The sequence below is a fragment of the Microbulbifer maximicatervae (SeqCode) genome (genome assembly GCF_052467225.1).
In genome coordinates this window covers 4328462-4344654 of the sequence record NZ_CP174303.1, presented here as the reverse complement: position 1 = coordinate 4344654, position 16193 = coordinate 4328462, and the positions used below count along the sequence as shown (strand labels likewise).

15 protein-coding genes are annotated in these 16193 nt (G+C 44.7%); 12 read left to right on the top strand and 3 right to left on the bottom strand.

Features of this window, described 5'->3' with window-relative positions; genetic code table 11:
• Positions 1-586: 586 nt before the first annotated feature.
• The 9 genes from ACJJIZ_RS18715 (at position 587) to ACJJIZ_RS18675 (ending at position 8811) form a co-directional block, all read left to right on the top strand.
• The gene (locus ACJJIZ_RS18715; RefSeq protein WP_444894543.1) at positions 587-883 is read left to right on the top strand and encodes a hypothetical protein; all 297 of its coding nucleotides are present in this window, start codon (positions 587-589) and stop codon (positions 881-883) included.
• 1054 nt (positions 884-1937) lie between these two features.
• Positions 1938-3227, top strand: a complete 1290-nt coding sequence (ltrA, locus tag ACJJIZ_RS18710; protein WP_444914439.1) for a group II intron reverse transcriptase/maturase — start codon at positions 1938-1940, stop codon at positions 3225-3227.
• 124 nt (positions 3228-3351) lie between these two features.
• Entirely contained in the window at positions 3352-3711 is a 360-nt protein-coding gene (locus ACJJIZ_RS18705) for a hypothetical protein (protein WP_444914438.1), read from the top strand.
• An 89-nt stretch (positions 3712-3800) separates the two neighbouring features.
• Positions 3801-4409, top strand: coding sequence for an energy transducer TonB (locus ACJJIZ_RS18700; RefSeq protein WP_444914437.1), 609 nt, complete (start codon positions 3801-3803; stop codon positions 4407-4409).
• A 188-nt stretch (positions 4410-4597) separates the two neighbouring features.
• On the top strand, positions 4598-4717 hold the full coding sequence (locus tag ACJJIZ_RS18695; RefSeq protein ID WP_444914436.1) for a transposase: 120 nt from the start codon (positions 4598-4600) through the stop codon (positions 4715-4717).
• Between the two features lie 415 nt (positions 4718-5132).
• Positions 5133-6065 (top strand): hypothetical protein, encoded by a 933-nt coding sequence (locus tag ACJJIZ_RS18690; protein WP_444914435.1) that lies wholly within the window; start codon positions 5133-5135, stop codon positions 6063-6065.
• Between the two features lie 77 nt (positions 6066-6142).
• On the top strand, positions 6143-6268 hold the full coding sequence (locus ACJJIZ_RS18685; protein WP_444916229.1) for a hypothetical protein: 126 nt from the start codon (positions 6143-6145) through the stop codon (positions 6266-6268).
• Between the two features lie 4 nt (positions 6269-6272).
• Entirely contained in the window at positions 6273-6611 is a 339-nt protein-coding gene (locus ACJJIZ_RS18680) for a macro domain-containing protein (protein ID WP_444916224.1), read from the top strand.
• Positions 6612-6870: 259 nt separating this feature from the next.
• On the top strand, positions 6871-8811 hold the full coding sequence (locus ACJJIZ_RS18675; RefSeq protein WP_444914434.1) for a hypothetical protein: 1941 nt from the start codon (positions 6871-6873) through the stop codon (positions 8809-8811).
• A 270-nt stretch (positions 8812-9081) separates the two neighbouring features.
• Here the strand turns inward: ACJJIZ_RS18675 and ACJJIZ_RS18670 are convergent, their stop codons facing one another.
• Positions 9082-9750 carry a FecR family protein gene (locus ACJJIZ_RS18670; RefSeq protein ID WP_413662894.1) on the bottom strand — a complete coding sequence of 223 codons (669 nt, stop codon included), beginning with the start codon at positions 9748-9750 and terminating at the stop codon, positions 9082-9084.
• Positions 9751-10310: 560 nt separating this feature from the next.
• On the opposite strand from ACJJIZ_RS18670, the gene ACJJIZ_RS18665 reads away from it, so the two are divergent.
• Together ACJJIZ_RS18665 and ACJJIZ_RS18660 are read left to right on the top strand one after the other, a co-directional pair.
• Positions 10311-11099 carry a TauD/TfdA family dioxygenase gene (locus ACJJIZ_RS18665; RefSeq protein ID WP_282933761.1) on the top strand — a complete coding sequence of 263 codons (789 nt, stop codon included), beginning with the start codon at positions 10311-10313 and terminating at the stop codon, positions 11097-11099.
• A gap of 3 nt (positions 11100-11102) precedes the next feature.
• Positions 11103-11873, top strand: coding sequence for a TSUP family transporter (locus tag ACJJIZ_RS18660; RefSeq protein WP_444914433.1), 771 nt, complete (start codon positions 11103-11105; stop codon positions 11871-11873).
• A gap of 42 nt (positions 11874-11915) precedes the next feature.
• On the opposite strand, the gene ACJJIZ_RS18655 is transcribed toward ACJJIZ_RS18660, so the two are convergent.
• Entirely contained in the window at positions 11916-12521 is a 606-nt protein-coding gene (locus ACJJIZ_RS18655) for a tRNA-uridine aminocarboxypropyltransferase (RefSeq protein WP_444914432.1), read from the bottom strand.
• Between the two features lie 31 nt (positions 12522-12552).
• Between ACJJIZ_RS18655 and ACJJIZ_RS18650 the strand changes: the two genes are divergently transcribed.
• Positions 12553-12987 (top strand): GNAT family N-acetyltransferase, encoded by a 435-nt coding sequence (locus ACJJIZ_RS18650; RefSeq protein ID WP_444914431.1) that lies wholly within the window; start codon positions 12553-12555, stop codon positions 12985-12987.
• Between the two features lie 162 nt (positions 12988-13149).
• Here the strand turns inward: ACJJIZ_RS18650 and ACJJIZ_RS18645 are convergent, their stop codons facing one another.
• Positions 13150-15882: a discoidin domain-containing protein gene (locus tag ACJJIZ_RS18645; RefSeq protein ID WP_444914430.1), complete on the bottom strand. Its 2733-nt coding sequence runs from the start codon at positions 15880-15882 to the stop codon at positions 13150-13152.
• Between the last annotated feature and the right edge of the window lie 311 nt (positions 15883-16193).

Sequence of the window (16193 nt, the reverse complement as noted above, 5' to 3'; positions counted from 1 at the left end):
AACAAATCAATTAACTACGCGCCTACGGCGCCGGACAGCTTACTCTACGCTTCGCTTCGTTCCAGCTGCCGGTTATTGAGGCGTTATTGTGGCGGTCATTTTTTAGGTAGTTTGAAGTTGCTGCAAGCACCAATCTCTTCCTGAGCACATTTCTCCAGAGAGTTTTCCTGCAGGTTGGCACCGCAGTTCCGTTCAAGTGTCTTCGTTTTAAGCCAACAAGTTCTGCAAGCTAGCAGCAGCATTGTGGAGTGCCAGTCAGTTAGTTAACTGGTGGGGAAAGTATGGTATTTTTCCCAGTAAATTTATTGGGCAGTGGCCAGCCAAAGGTGGCTGGCAAAGAGCAAGTAGGTTGTTCAGAGCGCGCCAGCTATAACCAGGCCAGGCAAGCTCGCCCAGCCGGAGGCTGGGCTGGACAGCCTACGCTCTGCTTCGGCTGCCCTTGCTGGCAACGTTATAACTTTCAGAGGATATCGAAATCGGTCAGAGAATTACGAACGATCATGGCTTTGAATGCGTCTCTCTAACGAGTAAGACAGTTGAGAATTTCATTATCATTTATACGGAAGAGAGTGAAAACAATGTTTTAATGCTCATTTTAAAGTTAAAAGAAGTTGAACTCTACCAGCGTTTTTTTCTCGATGCTGCGCTCGGATTTTGGGAAGAGTGGAGTGAAGAAGATGCATTTTGTGACGTGGATGATTTGGAGCATGTAGATCTTGCTAAAGAGTTCGACCTGAAGCATAAGAAAGTTTTATCAATTACTTGCAAAGGGTCTTTCGAAGAGTTCTCCTCAATAGAGTTTAGATTTGAGGGGATCAATTTATTGCTAAGGCTCAGTGACAATACTGATTTTGAATCAGATGTTGTGCTGGAAAGGTTATAACCAAGTGCTGCAGTTGACAGTCAAAAGCGTCACGCCTTTTGATTCAAAAGTCGCGCTACTTTTGCCAGCAATTGAGCACGGCGTTAAGCATCACGAGGGATCGAGTGGGAATCTACGAAATAATTACAATGACTTTGCTTTCTACCTGGCCGTCTCTTCTGGTTGCGATAGTCGCCGGATACAGCATCTTAAAGCAAAGCTCGTCCTCCTCCGGGTTGTTTATCATTGGCCTCACCATAATGCTACTGCCTAGCATGTTAGCAATTCCTACAATGGAGTGGCTGTCGGCTATTTACCCTGATTTATTATCTAGCTCACCCACTTACACTGCTATTTCCGTAATGTCTTTTGATTTTGTATATTCCGTAGGGCTGGCTTTGTGTGCCTATGCATTTTATAAGAGAGGACATCATGCTTAACAAAGCAAGGCAACACCGCCCACTACGTGGGCTGGACCTACATTCCGCGGCTTCGCCGCTACATTTCGGCCGTTGCTTGCGGCGTTAGTGCGTCAAGCTAAGCTTGATGCTTCTTGCAGGGTGGAAGTCCCTGTCGGGTAAGGCCTAACCAGCCACCCGTATCGAGTGTTGCGCGTAGGGCGGAGCAGAAGGAAAAAAAAATATACTCATTTTTTTCTCACTGTGAACAAACTATGTGAAGCGTACACAGAGAATTCTATAGGCCATAGGGGTTATCGTGATCCTGAAGTGCTGGTATCGCTCCGATAATAAAGTGAGCTCCGATCGACGAGATGTGTAACGCCATCGAAGTCCAGGCAAAGCAACCGCATTGGTGAGGTTGTGGCGGATCGGCGGGGTTATCAAGCCATGGCATGTAGAAAGAGAGGTATTGAGAACTTGAGAGATCCGAGCAGGTTCCTGAAGGAGCAGGTAGGGAAGTTAAGCCTAATGGTGAAACCAACGAAGACCACTCGGAAGTCGGATCAGCTCATAGTAGTCCGAGAGCGGGAAAGCCGCTTACATGGCGAAGGGGCTGACAGTAATATCGGTGTGCAACAGAAACATAGTCCGGACAAAGTAGGGCTGGATACACTATGACAACCGCCTTGCACGCCATCGCATTTAAAGCACAGAGCCACCCCACGCACAGGTTTCAGAATTTATACGGACTGCTAAATTCCAACCTGCTGTATCAAAGCTGGGGCCAGCTCAACAAGCAGGCCCGCTGCGGTATTGATGGAGTAACAACCGAAGTTTACCGGCAAGGTCTGCCGCAAAATATCCAATGCCTACATCAACGGCTGTGTGACAAACGCTACCGTACCCAGGCGATTAAGCGGGTATTGATTCCCAAAGGCAACGGCAAGCAGCGCCCACTGGGGCTGCCTACGGTGGAAGACAAACTGGTGCAGCAGAGCGTAGCGCAGCTACTGCAAAGTATCTGGGAGCAGGATTTTCTGCCCTTTAGCTACGGCTACCGCCCCAGGAAAAGCGCCCACCAAGCCGTACATAGCCTTGGCTTAAACCTGCAATTCAAAGGCTACGGCTACATCGTTGAAGCCGATATTAAAGGCTTCTTTGATCAGCTGGATCACGACTGGTTACTGCGCATGCTAGCCCTTCGTATCGACGACAAAGCCCTGCTGACACTGATTAAACAGTGGCTTAAGGTGCGCGTGCAAACTCCAGATGGTAAGTTCAGTAAAGCGGCAGCAGGCACCCCGCAAGGTGGCGTGATCAGTCCGGTACTGGCGAACATCTATCTGCACTACGTCCTGGATTTGTGGTTCGAGAAGAAGGTTAAGCCGCGTATGCGTGGCAGAGCCATGCTAATCCGGTACGCCGATGATTATGTAGCGGCTTTCCAATTGAAAACGGATGCAGAGCGCTTTTACCGGGTACTACCGCAACGGCTGAACAAGTTTGGCCTGCAGTTAGCCCCCGAGAAAACGCACCTGAAGCGCTTTAGCCGCTTCCATCCGGGCCGAAAACGGCAGTTCCAGTTTCTGGGTTTTGAGTTCTACTGGAGCTTGGACGTCAACAAACGTCCCAGGCTCAGGCGCCGGACTGCCGCAAAGAAACAGAAGGGCACAATGGAAGCGCTCTACCACTGGATCAAAGCCAAGCGCAGTGAGCGTCTGAGAGAATGGCTGTCCACACTGAAGCGCAAGCTACAAGGCTTCCAGAACTACTTCGGTCTGCCAGACAACAGTCGAAGCTTGTCCCGTTTGTACAGCTATGTTCTACACAGCATACACAAATGGCTCAATCGACGGAGTCAGCGCAAGAGTTATAACTGGAATAGTCTAAAGGAAATGCTGGGATATTTTGGGCTAAAGCCACCGCGAGTATACAAACGCAGTATACTTGTGGACTGGTATTAGGGTTCGTGCTTTACACGAGCGAATATATTACTGAAGAGCCGGATGCGGTAGTTCCGCACGTCCGGATCTGCGTGGGGGCAGTTAGGGTAACCGGCTGTCCTACCACTACTGAGCCTCTCAAGGTATGAGTATTTTTAGAGTAATTTTTATAGCTTTATTAATGGCATCTTGTACAAGCCCCGAGAATAACCGAGAGGGTTTTGACTGGATTTTACACGCCAATCCAGAGAGCGAGGCTATCTCTGCAGCTGATAATGGTGATTTACGGCTGATTGGCCTTACGGGCATGCTTCTAAACGAAGTTCCTCTCATTGATAAGAGCTGCGAGTATGGCAGCAATGTTAGGTATTTAAAGATTGACGACGTAATAGATAGCTTTGCAGAAAGAAAGTATCAAGTAATTGCGCCAGTTTATGCAGAAGCATATAACTATCATCTCATCACCTATCTTAGGAAAAAGGGTATTGATATATGCAGCTCATAACAAGGTACTCAAACATCGTTTCGGCCGAAAAACAGCCTCCACTAGACGCGCGAAAGGCGCGCGCCGTTATGCGTTGAAGTAGTCTTAGAATGAAAGTTCTCCTGCAATTTATACTTTTAATCCTAATTTCTTCTTGTGCAACTCAAGAAAACATGGAGCACACAAGAGATGTAGCCTGCAGCGAGAAACGAAAAGAGCAGGAGAGCACCTGGCATCAAATACATAGAGTAAGGTGCTACCTCCATTTTGGTAGAGTAGCTGAAGCTAAACAGCAATTAGAGGTAGCAACGCTCTCTATAGCTCATAGTCCAGAGGATGAGCAAGACTCTTACCTAACTGTTCTTAATGTCTATCAGGAATCTATATATTCAGGAAAATATAAAAAGCTTCAAGGAGATAACCATCTAATTGACGGAGATTTCTGGTTAATCCAAAAAAGTAAAGAATACTATCCCAGAGATGCGCTAGAAAAGAAGATTGAGGGATATGTATTAGTTGAATTTACGATTGGAATAAATGGCGAAGTTAAAGATGCCATAGTTCTCGAATCTAAACCAGCTGGTATTTTTGATAGAACTGCTTTGTTTTCCGTTTCTAATGACAAGTATTTACCACGAGTAATTGATGGCAAAGCCTATGAGGTAACTGGCGTTAGAAGTAGAATAAATTTTGGAATTCCGGAAGAGTCGGTGAATTAAGTTCACATAACAAAGCAATACAGTCGACGTTTTACTTTGTGTACTTCTTGCACGGTCGCTGCGCTCCCATTTTTGAGCAAAAAGCACACAAAATAAGCCGCATCGTATTGCGGCGTTAAATGTAAGAATTGCCCACGTTTAGTACACACACTGTATAGTTAGGTTTAGGCCTAACACGGAGGTGTATCATGGGTAAGAAAAGACCTCAGGCGTATATGGAGGAGTTCCGTAGAGAAGCAGTTAAGAGAGCGGAAAAGCCTGGAGCAACAACGGCTTCCATGGCGCGAGAGCTAGGCGTCAGCGTGTAGCAAAATTGTATCTGGCAAGTTTATTTTAAGAGGCTATTTGATGTGTAATTCAATGGCATGGATCATATTGAATATTCGAAGTGATAAATAGCTGAGGTTTACTAATAAAAAGGACGTATTTAACGTTCGCTAAGAGGTAACGTTACCTTGGTAAAGTCCTCTATCCTATATGATTTACGAAGAGTGTACAACGGTATACCTGATACACTCGGTATATCAGTTATTATACTACTTAGAGTTTAAAGATTTTCAATGGATAAAATTTTCACTTTGGTATGCCTGGAAGGGCCTTTGTGGATTTATTGACTTTTTATTATCACAATGAATGATAAGCTCTGATGGTCAGCATAAAAGATAAGATATATGCTACCGTCGGTAGCATCTTTAGTTAGATTAAGTATGGAAATATTGAGTCATGGAAGTAGGCATAGTTACATTTATTTCTTCATTGGGGGTTTCTTCTTTTACTGCTGTCTGGCTAACAAAATTACTTGTTTCTCATCGGCTTAAAAAAGATTTGCAAGTCCATAAGGTTAAGCTTGAAAAATCACTTGATGCATTTAAAGGTGAGCAAGATGGTCAGGTTAGGAAAGATGTTGAACTATATTTAAAACAGCATGACGCAGATATTAAGTATAATTTTGAGGCCAGGGCTCGTCTTTATCACGCTATTGGGCCATTAAAATTTCAGCTTTTGTTGGCTGCTCGAGACTTTAAAGTCAGGGTATCAGAGATGCCAAGAAATCCATATAGTATTAATTTGGGTGGGCACTATGGTAAAAGTACCATATATCGTTTGGCTAGACTTCTCTGTCTTGCAGAGCTTATAGAAAGCAAGGTCGCGTATGCTGATTTCGCTGTAGATGATTCATCGATTAAGTTACTAGAATTTAAGAAAGCTTTGTTTGTTATGCTGTCTGGCTCAAAAGTTATTTGCCATCACCCTAAGGCTAATTGGAAAACACAAAAAGAACATATATTTTTTGATGTACTGTCGAAAATTGGTAATGCTCTAGTTGTTCACGAAGGTCAGTCAATAATGCGATGTATGTCTTTTTCAGAATTTTCTGACGAGCTTGTGAATGTTGGTTTTGTGAATAAACTTTCGCCCCTTGTTGATGTCATGTCTGGGTTTTGTCTCAAGGATACACCAATTCTTTGGGTTAGATTATCTTGTATTGCCGTACTGTGTAACAAATTAATCGATGAAATTGGCCGGCCAGTTGGGTTCAAATATACTTCTATTGATTTGGTTTCTCTTTTAAAAAACAGTGATGATAAATATATTCATTGTAAAGCTGATAAGTATGTAAGATTATGTCGTGAAACAATGAGTGAGGGACTTTAGTTGGGTTCATGATAGTAGGCTCATGTATGATGTTTTCTAAATATGATATGAGTGTTATTTAACATTAGGTTCTGCCTATGCTGCCAGATAAAATCTACTTAATTAATAAATCCAAGGAGCTTGTGGAAGCTTGGAGTGAAGTATTTGAAGACGTTGAAATTGTAGACGTTATCGAGAGTGATTTTTTTTTCCAAGCCAGTTGACGCAATGGTTAGCCCTGCTAATAGCTTCGGAATTATGGATGGTGGGTTGGATTTGCTAATTAGGGATAGGCTCGGTTTTCAAGTAGAGGATCGGGTGCAAGCACGGATCAAATCCGACTTTCATGGTGAATTCCCGATAGGATCAGCTGTATTAGTACCTACCTCTTATGAAAATTGGCCATATTTAATATCAGTTCCAACTATGCGAGTGCCGGAAGATGTTTCCAATACGCTAAATGCATATTACGTTTTTCGAGCAATCTTAAACTCTGTGCAGCCATTTAACCGATCAAACTCCTCGGAGAGAATTAACTCGATTCTATGTGGGAACAGGTATAGATAGCTTATCGGCTAGGCGTTGTACAGGCCATATGCGAGCAGCCTATAACTCCTTATCCAAGCCTTCAAGAATACCCAGTTATACAGAAATACATACAACACATAGAGGGCTGCAATTAGCTTACTAGTGCATAGCAAGTATCTTTATAGAAAGTGAGTGAAAAATAGTCAGGAAAGCCTTAAGCTGCATTGAGTTGAGAAGTACATCTTCTTTTAGCAGATTAAGGCGTTAAGCATAAGTACCAGTACTAAGGGGATACTCTATGGCGTTTGATTACGGCTCGATTGATTTGGGCCTGAAGAACCCTTTTAAGAAAGAAGGCCGGGTTACCGCAATTAGGGGGGGAATTCAGTTCATTGTTGCCCTAATCTTGCTGTTTATTGCTGCTGGCCAAGTGAAGTCGGACCCCGTAAGTGGTTGGGTGCTTGTCGTAGTGGGGGCAATCCTGCTGGTCGGCGGTATCAGGGCTCTATCAGGCGGCATTTTGGCCTTATTGCGCTTCTTTGTTGGTCGAAATCATCCCGTATCATTAGCTTTTAACCATTCTAAATCTGAAACGAGTACGGCATCAGAAGAGAAAAATGAAGTGGCTTATACTGCTTCCGGCTTAGAAGAGATGTTAGTTGGCCGTAAGAATCCAACCTTTCTAGAGCCTAAGGGCTTCTTGGCTCGGGTATTACACAGTATCTTCCCTAAATTGCTTTATATGCCATACCCCATTCGAAATATGGCTCAGGCACAGTTTGGCGCATGGGTAAGTACATTAACTGTCTTGCTCTCTTATGTCATTGTCGCTTTTATTTGTCTCAGTGGCTTTGCTGGCGATATGGGAGAAAAGCTATTCCCGATGTACTCTGCCATCGCTTTACTTTATACATTGATTGTATGGCACTCTGCGAGTAAAGGTATTTCACGGGAAGCCCAGAAAAGTGTAGCGAGTCTTACGGGGGGAAGTATTGCAAAAACGATATTATTCTCGATTGTGGTGCCTCTGTTGCTAGGATTGGGGTTAAGTTTAGGCGTTGTGGCTTTTAAGGGGGAAGGTACTACTTCCCTAGATGAAATAATCAGTGTGTCCGGTGTATTGACTGAGGCTTTACCGAGCTTTAGCCCGTTCTTGTATATTCTTGGGGTTATATTTGTAGGCGCTGCTTGTAGTTTTGCTGTTGTCTATATGCTGCGCTTTAGAAGCGAAATAGCAAACCCAGTCACTGAGGTTTCTGAATTAAGGGATAACTGGCAGGAATCGGTTCACCCGAAGGAAATCTTTATAAACTTGGATAACCTTGTGATGGCAAATCGTCGTTATAAGGAAGTGCCCAATCGTATTTACAGAGAGCTTGATCCAAAACTTGAAGAGCAAGTGGATGGTAAAGGTTCATTCAATGGGGAAATGATCCAGGAAGTACAACCTACCGTTCGTCCTGTTGATTTGGGTGATAAATTCAAGCTGATTCGCGATATTAGTCTTTTCGCAGGTAATGCGCTTTATATCGTTGTTACTGCGCTAGCTATTTGGCTTGCATATTCTTTGATTGATGTTATTCACTTCTTTCAGCCGGAATCTCTTACAGCCATTAAACAGGAGTTTGGAGCCTTAGACGAGGAAGCTGGCCGCTTAGCTCTGCTAGAACAGTATATTTCAGCAGGCGGCGCGCTCTGTATGACGCTAATTCACCTGCTATTGATAGGATTTATTCTTAATACATTTGCTCGCTTGTTGGTCAATGCGGCACATATCTTCTTTGCTGAGATGCAGTTTGAATCACTATTGGTGTATTTTAAATGCGAAGGGACATTCACTGAATCTAAGATCTCAACGGGCACTGGAATACATGACAGTACTCGTTCTGAAAATGTACTAGTCAGAAGTTCGATTACGCCCTGGGTGATAGTAACCAGGGTTGTCTCAAGTACATTTGCCGCATCTGGCATGAGAAACTTGGAGTATCCAAGGCATATACTTGAAATGCATAAGTCTGAACGCGACTTATCTGAAATCAGGGATGACGTAATTAGTTTCTTGAAAGATAGAGAGTCTATTGCCTCCATTACAAGCAGTAGAGACTTGGAAAACACTTCGAATATTCATGCTATTAATCAGCAAAGTCGTGCTCTGCCAATGACAGAACAGGGACAATTAGCTCAAGATGAAAATGCGGCTGGTTATTTGAGGCAAGAGGATAAGGACACGGTTGAGTAGGATTTACAGCCTTTTCTTTGGCTCTACTGTCACTTACCTTGAGTGAAAGTGATAAAAAAAGCTGGCAAGGTTCGGAGTCTCTGGACCAGAAAGAGAATTCCTGGTACCCCTTGCCAGCTGAGGGTACTAGGCTAGCAAATTACGTATTTTTAGTAATACTGAGCCCCTAAGATTGACCGTATTTGCTGGTAGAATTACAGAAAAGTACTGTTTTATCTTTATTGTTAGGTACACAAGACCACTTTTGTTGGTATTTAACAAGCTAGGTTATTATTCTGGAAGCAGCTCTAGCACTGTGTGAGACTCTTCTTTTGTGACTTTCAGGTTATAAGATTTGCTCAGACAGAGGACGGTATCTTCTATATGATTCAGGTCATAAACCCCACTAACAAGTAGTCTACTAGTGTTCTGGTCTCTCGTCACAAGTGGTGTATTTGTAAAGCGATTTAGCGATATTAGAAGTTCTGTTAATCTGATGTTATCAGCCTTTGTAAATCCACTTCCCCAATCCTTATAGCTGGAAACCTCAAAACCTTTGATTGCACCGGTGTTGTGCTCAGTTACTTTGAGCATCTCACCCTTCTTTATTTCGGCGCGATTTTTATTTTGTTTTATCGGGCTGACAGTGATATTCCCTTCGAGAACAGTGACTTCTGTTATTCCATATCGCTGGTCAATATTGAAAGTGGCTTTATGTGTACGGATCAATGCTTGTCGTGATTCTACTATAAATGGCCAGGTTACCTCTTTACAAATGCTTATTTGGGCCTCCCCATTTAATAGACGTATGCGTCTGCGTGTCTCTGAATAATTGACGAGTACTTTAGTTGTGGCACTCAACTTTATATGGCTGCCATCAGGTAGGGTTTGTTTAGATATTTCCTTGGGGGCTGTTTGGTAACGGCATTTAAATGGCTCCCGTGTCTTTAAATCTTCCATACTTTTCCCCTCGGCTTGGCTCGAAAGCAGAATTGGTCCTGATAGGTGGTACCTTTATCCACTTTATATATTTTATTGTTAGCGCCTGACTTTTTATTATTCCACCTGATTGGGGAATTGATAGGGCATGCTTGTCTCCGATACTGGCTGTTATTTTGCGACGCTTTCTTTTCTTTTTTAAGGGGGATTTGTTGTGGTTTTATTAAATGGTCATGACTCGAGAGCTATTTCGCTATGGTTTTGCCGTACTACGATAAATTTTATCTGCTTGGAGGTAGGTTATCTTGGCCTGAACCGGGGATTGTTGCTGTTTTGTGAAATAAACAGGGGGCTTATTAGGGTGGCCTGGGTTACTTTGTGATAGGCGATTCAGAGAGTTTCCACGGGGACACTTACTTTTTCGATGTAAAAGAGCTTTAAACGCCATCAGGGACTAAAGTTGGAGACGTATGAGTTTGGTACATGTGTGATATTTGGCATAAAGATTGCTCCTTTTATCTTGTGGGTAGAAGTTCATATTGTGGGAATCGTAAAGGAATTGTTCATCAAGGGAGCTGAAAATGTCGTCACTCTATTTTTCATCGCATGCCATGCCACTTAGAGTCCCAAGTTACTGCTGCTTTGAACTTGGGTCCTGTTCGGACATAGAGTATGAAAGTTATAAGATAGCCCTGTTTAAAAAGGGGATTGCGCTTATCCATCTCAAATTTTCTGATGATTCTGCTGAAGTGATGGAGGATATTGTCAATACCATTGGGTTGGTACATGAGCATGATTCTATGGGGCGAACGGTTTGGGATGTGAGGATTGGTGGTGAGACAGGCGATGAGGCATTGGCTATATCTCATAGTGATAGAGAATTCTTCTTGCACAATGACGGTGCTTTTGAATCGGAGATGCCTGGCTACTTTGGTCTCTTCGTTGTGCACGCTGATATGCATGGAGGCGGAGAAAATATTCTTGTCTGTGCCGACAGGATAATCGAGAGCCTCTCCGATAAAACTTTCCAAGTGCTTTCAAGTAGTAAGTTTAAACTGCGTGTTCCTGAAGAGTTTCGCAAGTCGTCTGAGTTTATAGAGGCATCCTTAATTGATGAGAGTCATGGTTTCAGATACAGGTATGATATTATCGAGCGTGAGTATTGCTCTTCAGATGAGCTTGATGCTTTACGTGAGCTGGAGCTAAAAATATCGTTGCCACATAATATGTTTAAGGTTAGGTTGAATAATAATCAGATATTGTTATTGGATAATCGACGATATCTTCACGCAAGAACTGGAATAAAGGATAGGAAAAGGCACCTTAAACGAATACGTTTTAATATGCCTGCTATATCGAGGGTTGCTTAACGGGTGGTCATAGAGATAGTTATAGTTGGGTTGTTGCTTATTCTGGTAGCAGGTATGGCTCACGGAGCATTGGGGTTTGGTTTCCCAATGCTTGCGACGCCTATTCTGGCACTTGCTTATGATTTGAAAACGGCAGTGGTGTTAACCATCTTGCCGTCGCTTTTGGTAATTATATCCAGTCTTTATAAGTGCCGAGATTATAGGATTAATTTTTCTAAATATAGTTTAGTAATATTATTGGTGTCTCTTGGAAGCCTTGCTGGAACATGGCTGTTAACCTGGGCAAATCCGGATATTCTCAAGTTGTTACTGGCGGTATCAATCTTAATTTACCTGTTTTCCAATCGTTTAAGGGGTTATTTGTCCAAATTCTCCAGTCGGCCAGTACTTTTTCCTGTCATTATGGGCGGCTTGGCTGGGGTGATTGGTGGCGCGACTAATGCGATTGCGCCTCTACTGATGATTTACTTATTGGAAGTTGCCAGATCATCAAAGGAAGTAATCCTTATTTCCAATATTTGTTTCTTGATTGGCAAGCTGATACAGCTTTCTGTACTTTCAGTTTACTTGAGCTTTGATGATTTGGAGTTGATGTCGCTATCTGCAATTACCGTATTTGCATATTTTGGACTAATTATTGGATTTAAGCTTCAATCTAGGATTGATGAAGAGCGATATCGATCGATTATTCGATATGCCTTATCAATTTTTATGTGCGTGCTAACCTATCAGGGGGTTTCTAATTTGATATTTTCTGGTGGTGTGATTGTTTAGGTTCTCTGCTTGAGGCCTCACTCACTGTGATTATCAAATGCCCTAAGTTGGCTCTGCTGAATAGCTCTGTTGTTGCAGGCTAATCATCTTTTCAAATGGTTGCAGAAGCTTGGAATACTCATTTTTATCTTCAAGTTGAGCCATAGCCAAGGCAATACTTTCAATGGTTGACAGACCATCCGCAACGGTGGTTTTCCGAATAGCGTAGTTGGATTTCAAGTCTCCACTGAGATTGACTCTTGGAAGCTGTTGTAGCTTGGGATTCAGGTGAAGAATCTTTTTTGATTTTTTCCAAGTCGCATCAATAACAATTAGCTGTTCAATCTTTTCCAGCTGATTCTGGTGGCTAGGGGTATTGTTCCCTTCAGCTAATCGGGGTGTTTGGGGTAGCCATGATAGTGACGGATAGAGTAGAGCGCTGGGTGTATCGAGTAGCCTGTCCAGCTGTTGATTAGGAAGAGTTTCAGAAATAAACATTTCACTGTTATTTAAACACAGGTTCGCCATACGCCCGGTATTGAACGGGTGCTTCTCTTCTTGTGGGTGCTGTATGATCACCACTTTTATGGTATTAGCCAAGCTCACCAACGCACTGCAGTAGCAGACATTGGGCGGGCGCAGGCAGGTGCTACAGGTCTCTCTGGGCATTTTTCTACTTCAGGGGTACAGGGGCAGGTTTATGGCGAAAACGCAGCCTTCTAAAAGTGTTCAGTGGCTGGCAGATATAGAGATTCCGCTAGCGAACAAATTTTATCGCATGTATGGATTTCGTGGCAAAGCCAAACGCCATGAGGACTGCGGGATAGTGCGCGGCGAACGGGGGGAGGTGATTGCCTGCGGTTATTTGCGGCGCTATGAGAACTTTAAGCTCCTGGCTGGAGTTGCTGTTGCACCAGATCATCAAGGGCAGGGTGTTGCAAGGCAGCTGTTGACGCTCCTTGCTGAACGTTTTGATAGTGACACCTATACATTTCCCTACGACCACCTGGAGCCTTTTTACTCCTCTTTGGGGTTTGAGAGGGTTGAAGTGAATGAGTTAAGTGGCCCTGTTGGGGATTTATTCCGCGGTTACGTGAAACAGGGGCGCTCGATTCTGGCGATGGTCTACCGTTAGCCTTGGGAAGGTTATTATTTTCAGGTTGGCTTTGAATTAGAAAGAATTACTGTGCAAAGGTGTGTAGCACCTCTAGCTTTGGAATTTTAGTTCTTTCGGTGGCAGTTTATAGGTAGGGCAGCACTGTAAAAGTGCTGCCCAAGTTGCTACTACCAGCTGCTATTAGTAAGTGCTAATTTCCCAAATGGAGTAGCCGTACACGGTATTGCGTTCGGTGCAGTCAATCTTCAGGTAACGGTAGTTCCCCTCTACGGTGATTGCGTCGGTGCGTTCACCGTTTCCCATTCCAGAAAATGACTCAACAGTTGTCCAGTTGCTGCCATCGGTACTGCCGAGCAGAGTGTAGGCAGCCGCATTGGCAGTTTCCCAGTCGATATTGAGGGTGCCAATGGACTGTACAGAGCCCAAGTCATAAGTCAGGCTGACATTGTCCACACCGTGGGCACTCTCCCAGCGGGTGCTACTGTCTCCGTCGATTGCCAGTTCAGCACTTTGCAGTTCAGAGGTTGCAGAGATACTTGAAGCTTGGCTGTCGCCACCAGTTAAGCCCAGTTCCCAGATGGAGTACCCATAGCTTGTGCTGCGCTCAGTGAAGTACAGGCGCACATATCGATAGCTTCCACTTAGAGAGTGCTCATCGGTTCTCTCTCCGGCGCTACCACCACTAAAGTTGGCCAGTGTGGTCCAGGAAATAGTGTCGTTACTGCCTTGGACCGCATAGGTCGCAGCGTTGGCTGTTTCCCAGTCGATTGTCAGGGTGTTCAGAGCTTCTGCTTCACCCAGATCCAGAAGTACCCACACTGAGTCACCGCCATGGGCGCTTTCCCAGCGGGTGCTGCTGTTATCATCAACTGCATTTGCGATGGGCTGGATTTCGTTGCTGGCGGTGACGGTAGCCTGTGCAATCAGGTCCTGGCTGCCAGCTTCACCGCTATCGCCAGAGCCTTCGCCGTCGTCCTCGTCGCCTCCACTATCGGAATCGTCACCGGAGTCATCGTTGCCGCCAGTACCGCCAGAGAAGTAGATATTGTCGATCTCGATATCGCTGATTTCTCCATCTACGCCTAGAAGCTCGAATAGTTGAACCACGTTAGACATGTCTACTTCGTCACTGAAGTCGCTTACGGGGATAGAGATCTGGTGCCATTGGCCATCCCGCGCGAAACCGTAGGGATCGGCGCCATTGGCAAAGTCAATCCACTTTTGTTCTACATCGTCAATGCTGCCGCTCTTCATGCCGATCTTAAAGGTCGTGGTGGAGCTGCTTTTTAAAGCAAAATTGAGCGTGGCGGTATCGTTGTCGAAGGCTGACATGTCGTAGTAATAGTCAGCAGTGAAAGCCATACCAAACCAGCCAGCACCTGCGGAGGTGTAGGACAGGGATTCAGAGCCTTCGTAGGGGGAAGGAGAAGTCTCGATCAGGGTTTCGCCCCAGATATACAGATTGCCATCAGTGCCCAGTTCGAAACTGGAGTCGGCCTCGGTGTTTTCACTGTATAGAGAGAAGGTGCCGCTTGGTGTGGTTTTTTCGACGCTCTCACTAAAGTAAATATCGTCAATGGACAGGGTGAAGGCTTCTGACGGCCCATCGCCGCGTACCATAAATGCCTGGCTAATGGTGTTGTAGTCCACCCCAAATTTGCTCAGGGGGATACTCACCTCGTGCCATTGCCCATCCCGTTCCAGGCCAAAAGTATCGCCTTCTACGCTCAGGTCCACCCAGGACTCACCACCGCTGGTACTGTTGATACCGATGCCGATAGTCTCTTCGCTAGTGGTTTTCATGCGGAAGTTCAGATGACCATTTTGATAGTTCATCAAGTTCAGGTCGTAGTGCATCCATACACCCATGCCATACCATTCGCCGATATCGATTTGGAACTCCAGGGCATCACTCTCGTCGACGCTGGATTGGCTTTCCATATTGTTCCAGACGTAGAGCTCGATATCAGTGCCAAACGTCAGGGATTCGGAAATATCGCTACTGTCCCCGAATACGTCCAGATTGCCGCTTTTTGCGGTATCGGCAGCCAGGGAAAGCTCGGTGCTGTAGCTGCTGTCATCGTTGTCGTAGATACGTACGTAGTCAACATACATCTTGGCGGGCATTGGGGCAGTGATCTCGCTGTTGTCATAGATCTGCGGGAAGATGCCACCTACTGCCAGGTTGAGAATTAAAAAGTTATGCTGGCGAAATTCATCGAATGCGGAATCACTGGTATCCGTCAAAGCTGCGATTTGGTTGGATTCGTCATCCACCCACATAACGATGCTATCGGGCGTCCAGGTCATGCCGAAGATATGGTAATCCTCAGTGAGGTCGGAGCTGGAACCGAAGTCCTCAACCAGGTTTTGCGATACACCATAATCTGCTTGCCCGGTGTAGTCGTCGGACTCGTGCCACCAGTGGAAGGCTCCGGAAATTTCAGAATTTACGACGCCGGCTTCTAGCGCTTCGGCCATACCCGCTTCGAGAATATCCAGTTCGCCACAGGCAGGCCAACCGGCTTGACCGTAGTCGCTGCCCAGTTGCCAGAATGCTGGCCATAGCCCCGCATCCAAATCCGGCAATTTAATTCGAGCTTCAATGGTTCCGTATTTGTAGGACAGACGCCCGAGAGACTTTAGGCGAGCAGAAGTAAAACTGCCATCACTTTCCTGTACGGCCTGAATAATCAGGTTGCCGTCTTCGACATAAGCGTTGTCGCTGTCATCGGTATAATTTTGTAACTCGTTGTTACCCCAGCCGGAGTTGCCAACATCGTAGGTCCAGACGGAGGAGTCGATAGTGTCTCCGTCAAAATTATCTTCCCAGACCAAAGTTTTTGCATTGGCTATTGAGGACACAAAGGTGCCGGCAATAGCTGCGGCTATCGCTGATTTTTTAATAATCATAATTTTCTTTCGTTGTTAATTATTTATAAGAATAAAACGCCTGATAGGAATGGAGTGACTCAGTCAAATTTTACTCGTGGATTTAATGAATGCAGATTACTTAAATTGTAATTGCCTAAAATTCACGCGAAAAACAGGTGCTGGTCACGGGCAAAGCCTAGCAAAACGATTGTTCCACAGGAAAGCGAATCTGGACCCCTTATCGTAGTTGTAGTCCTGCTTGTCGCATACACTTGAAAAATTATTTTCTTGTAATTTTTTTACACGAAAATAAATTCCTTTTTGTGTTTTTGTTTGCAAGTGTTTTGTGC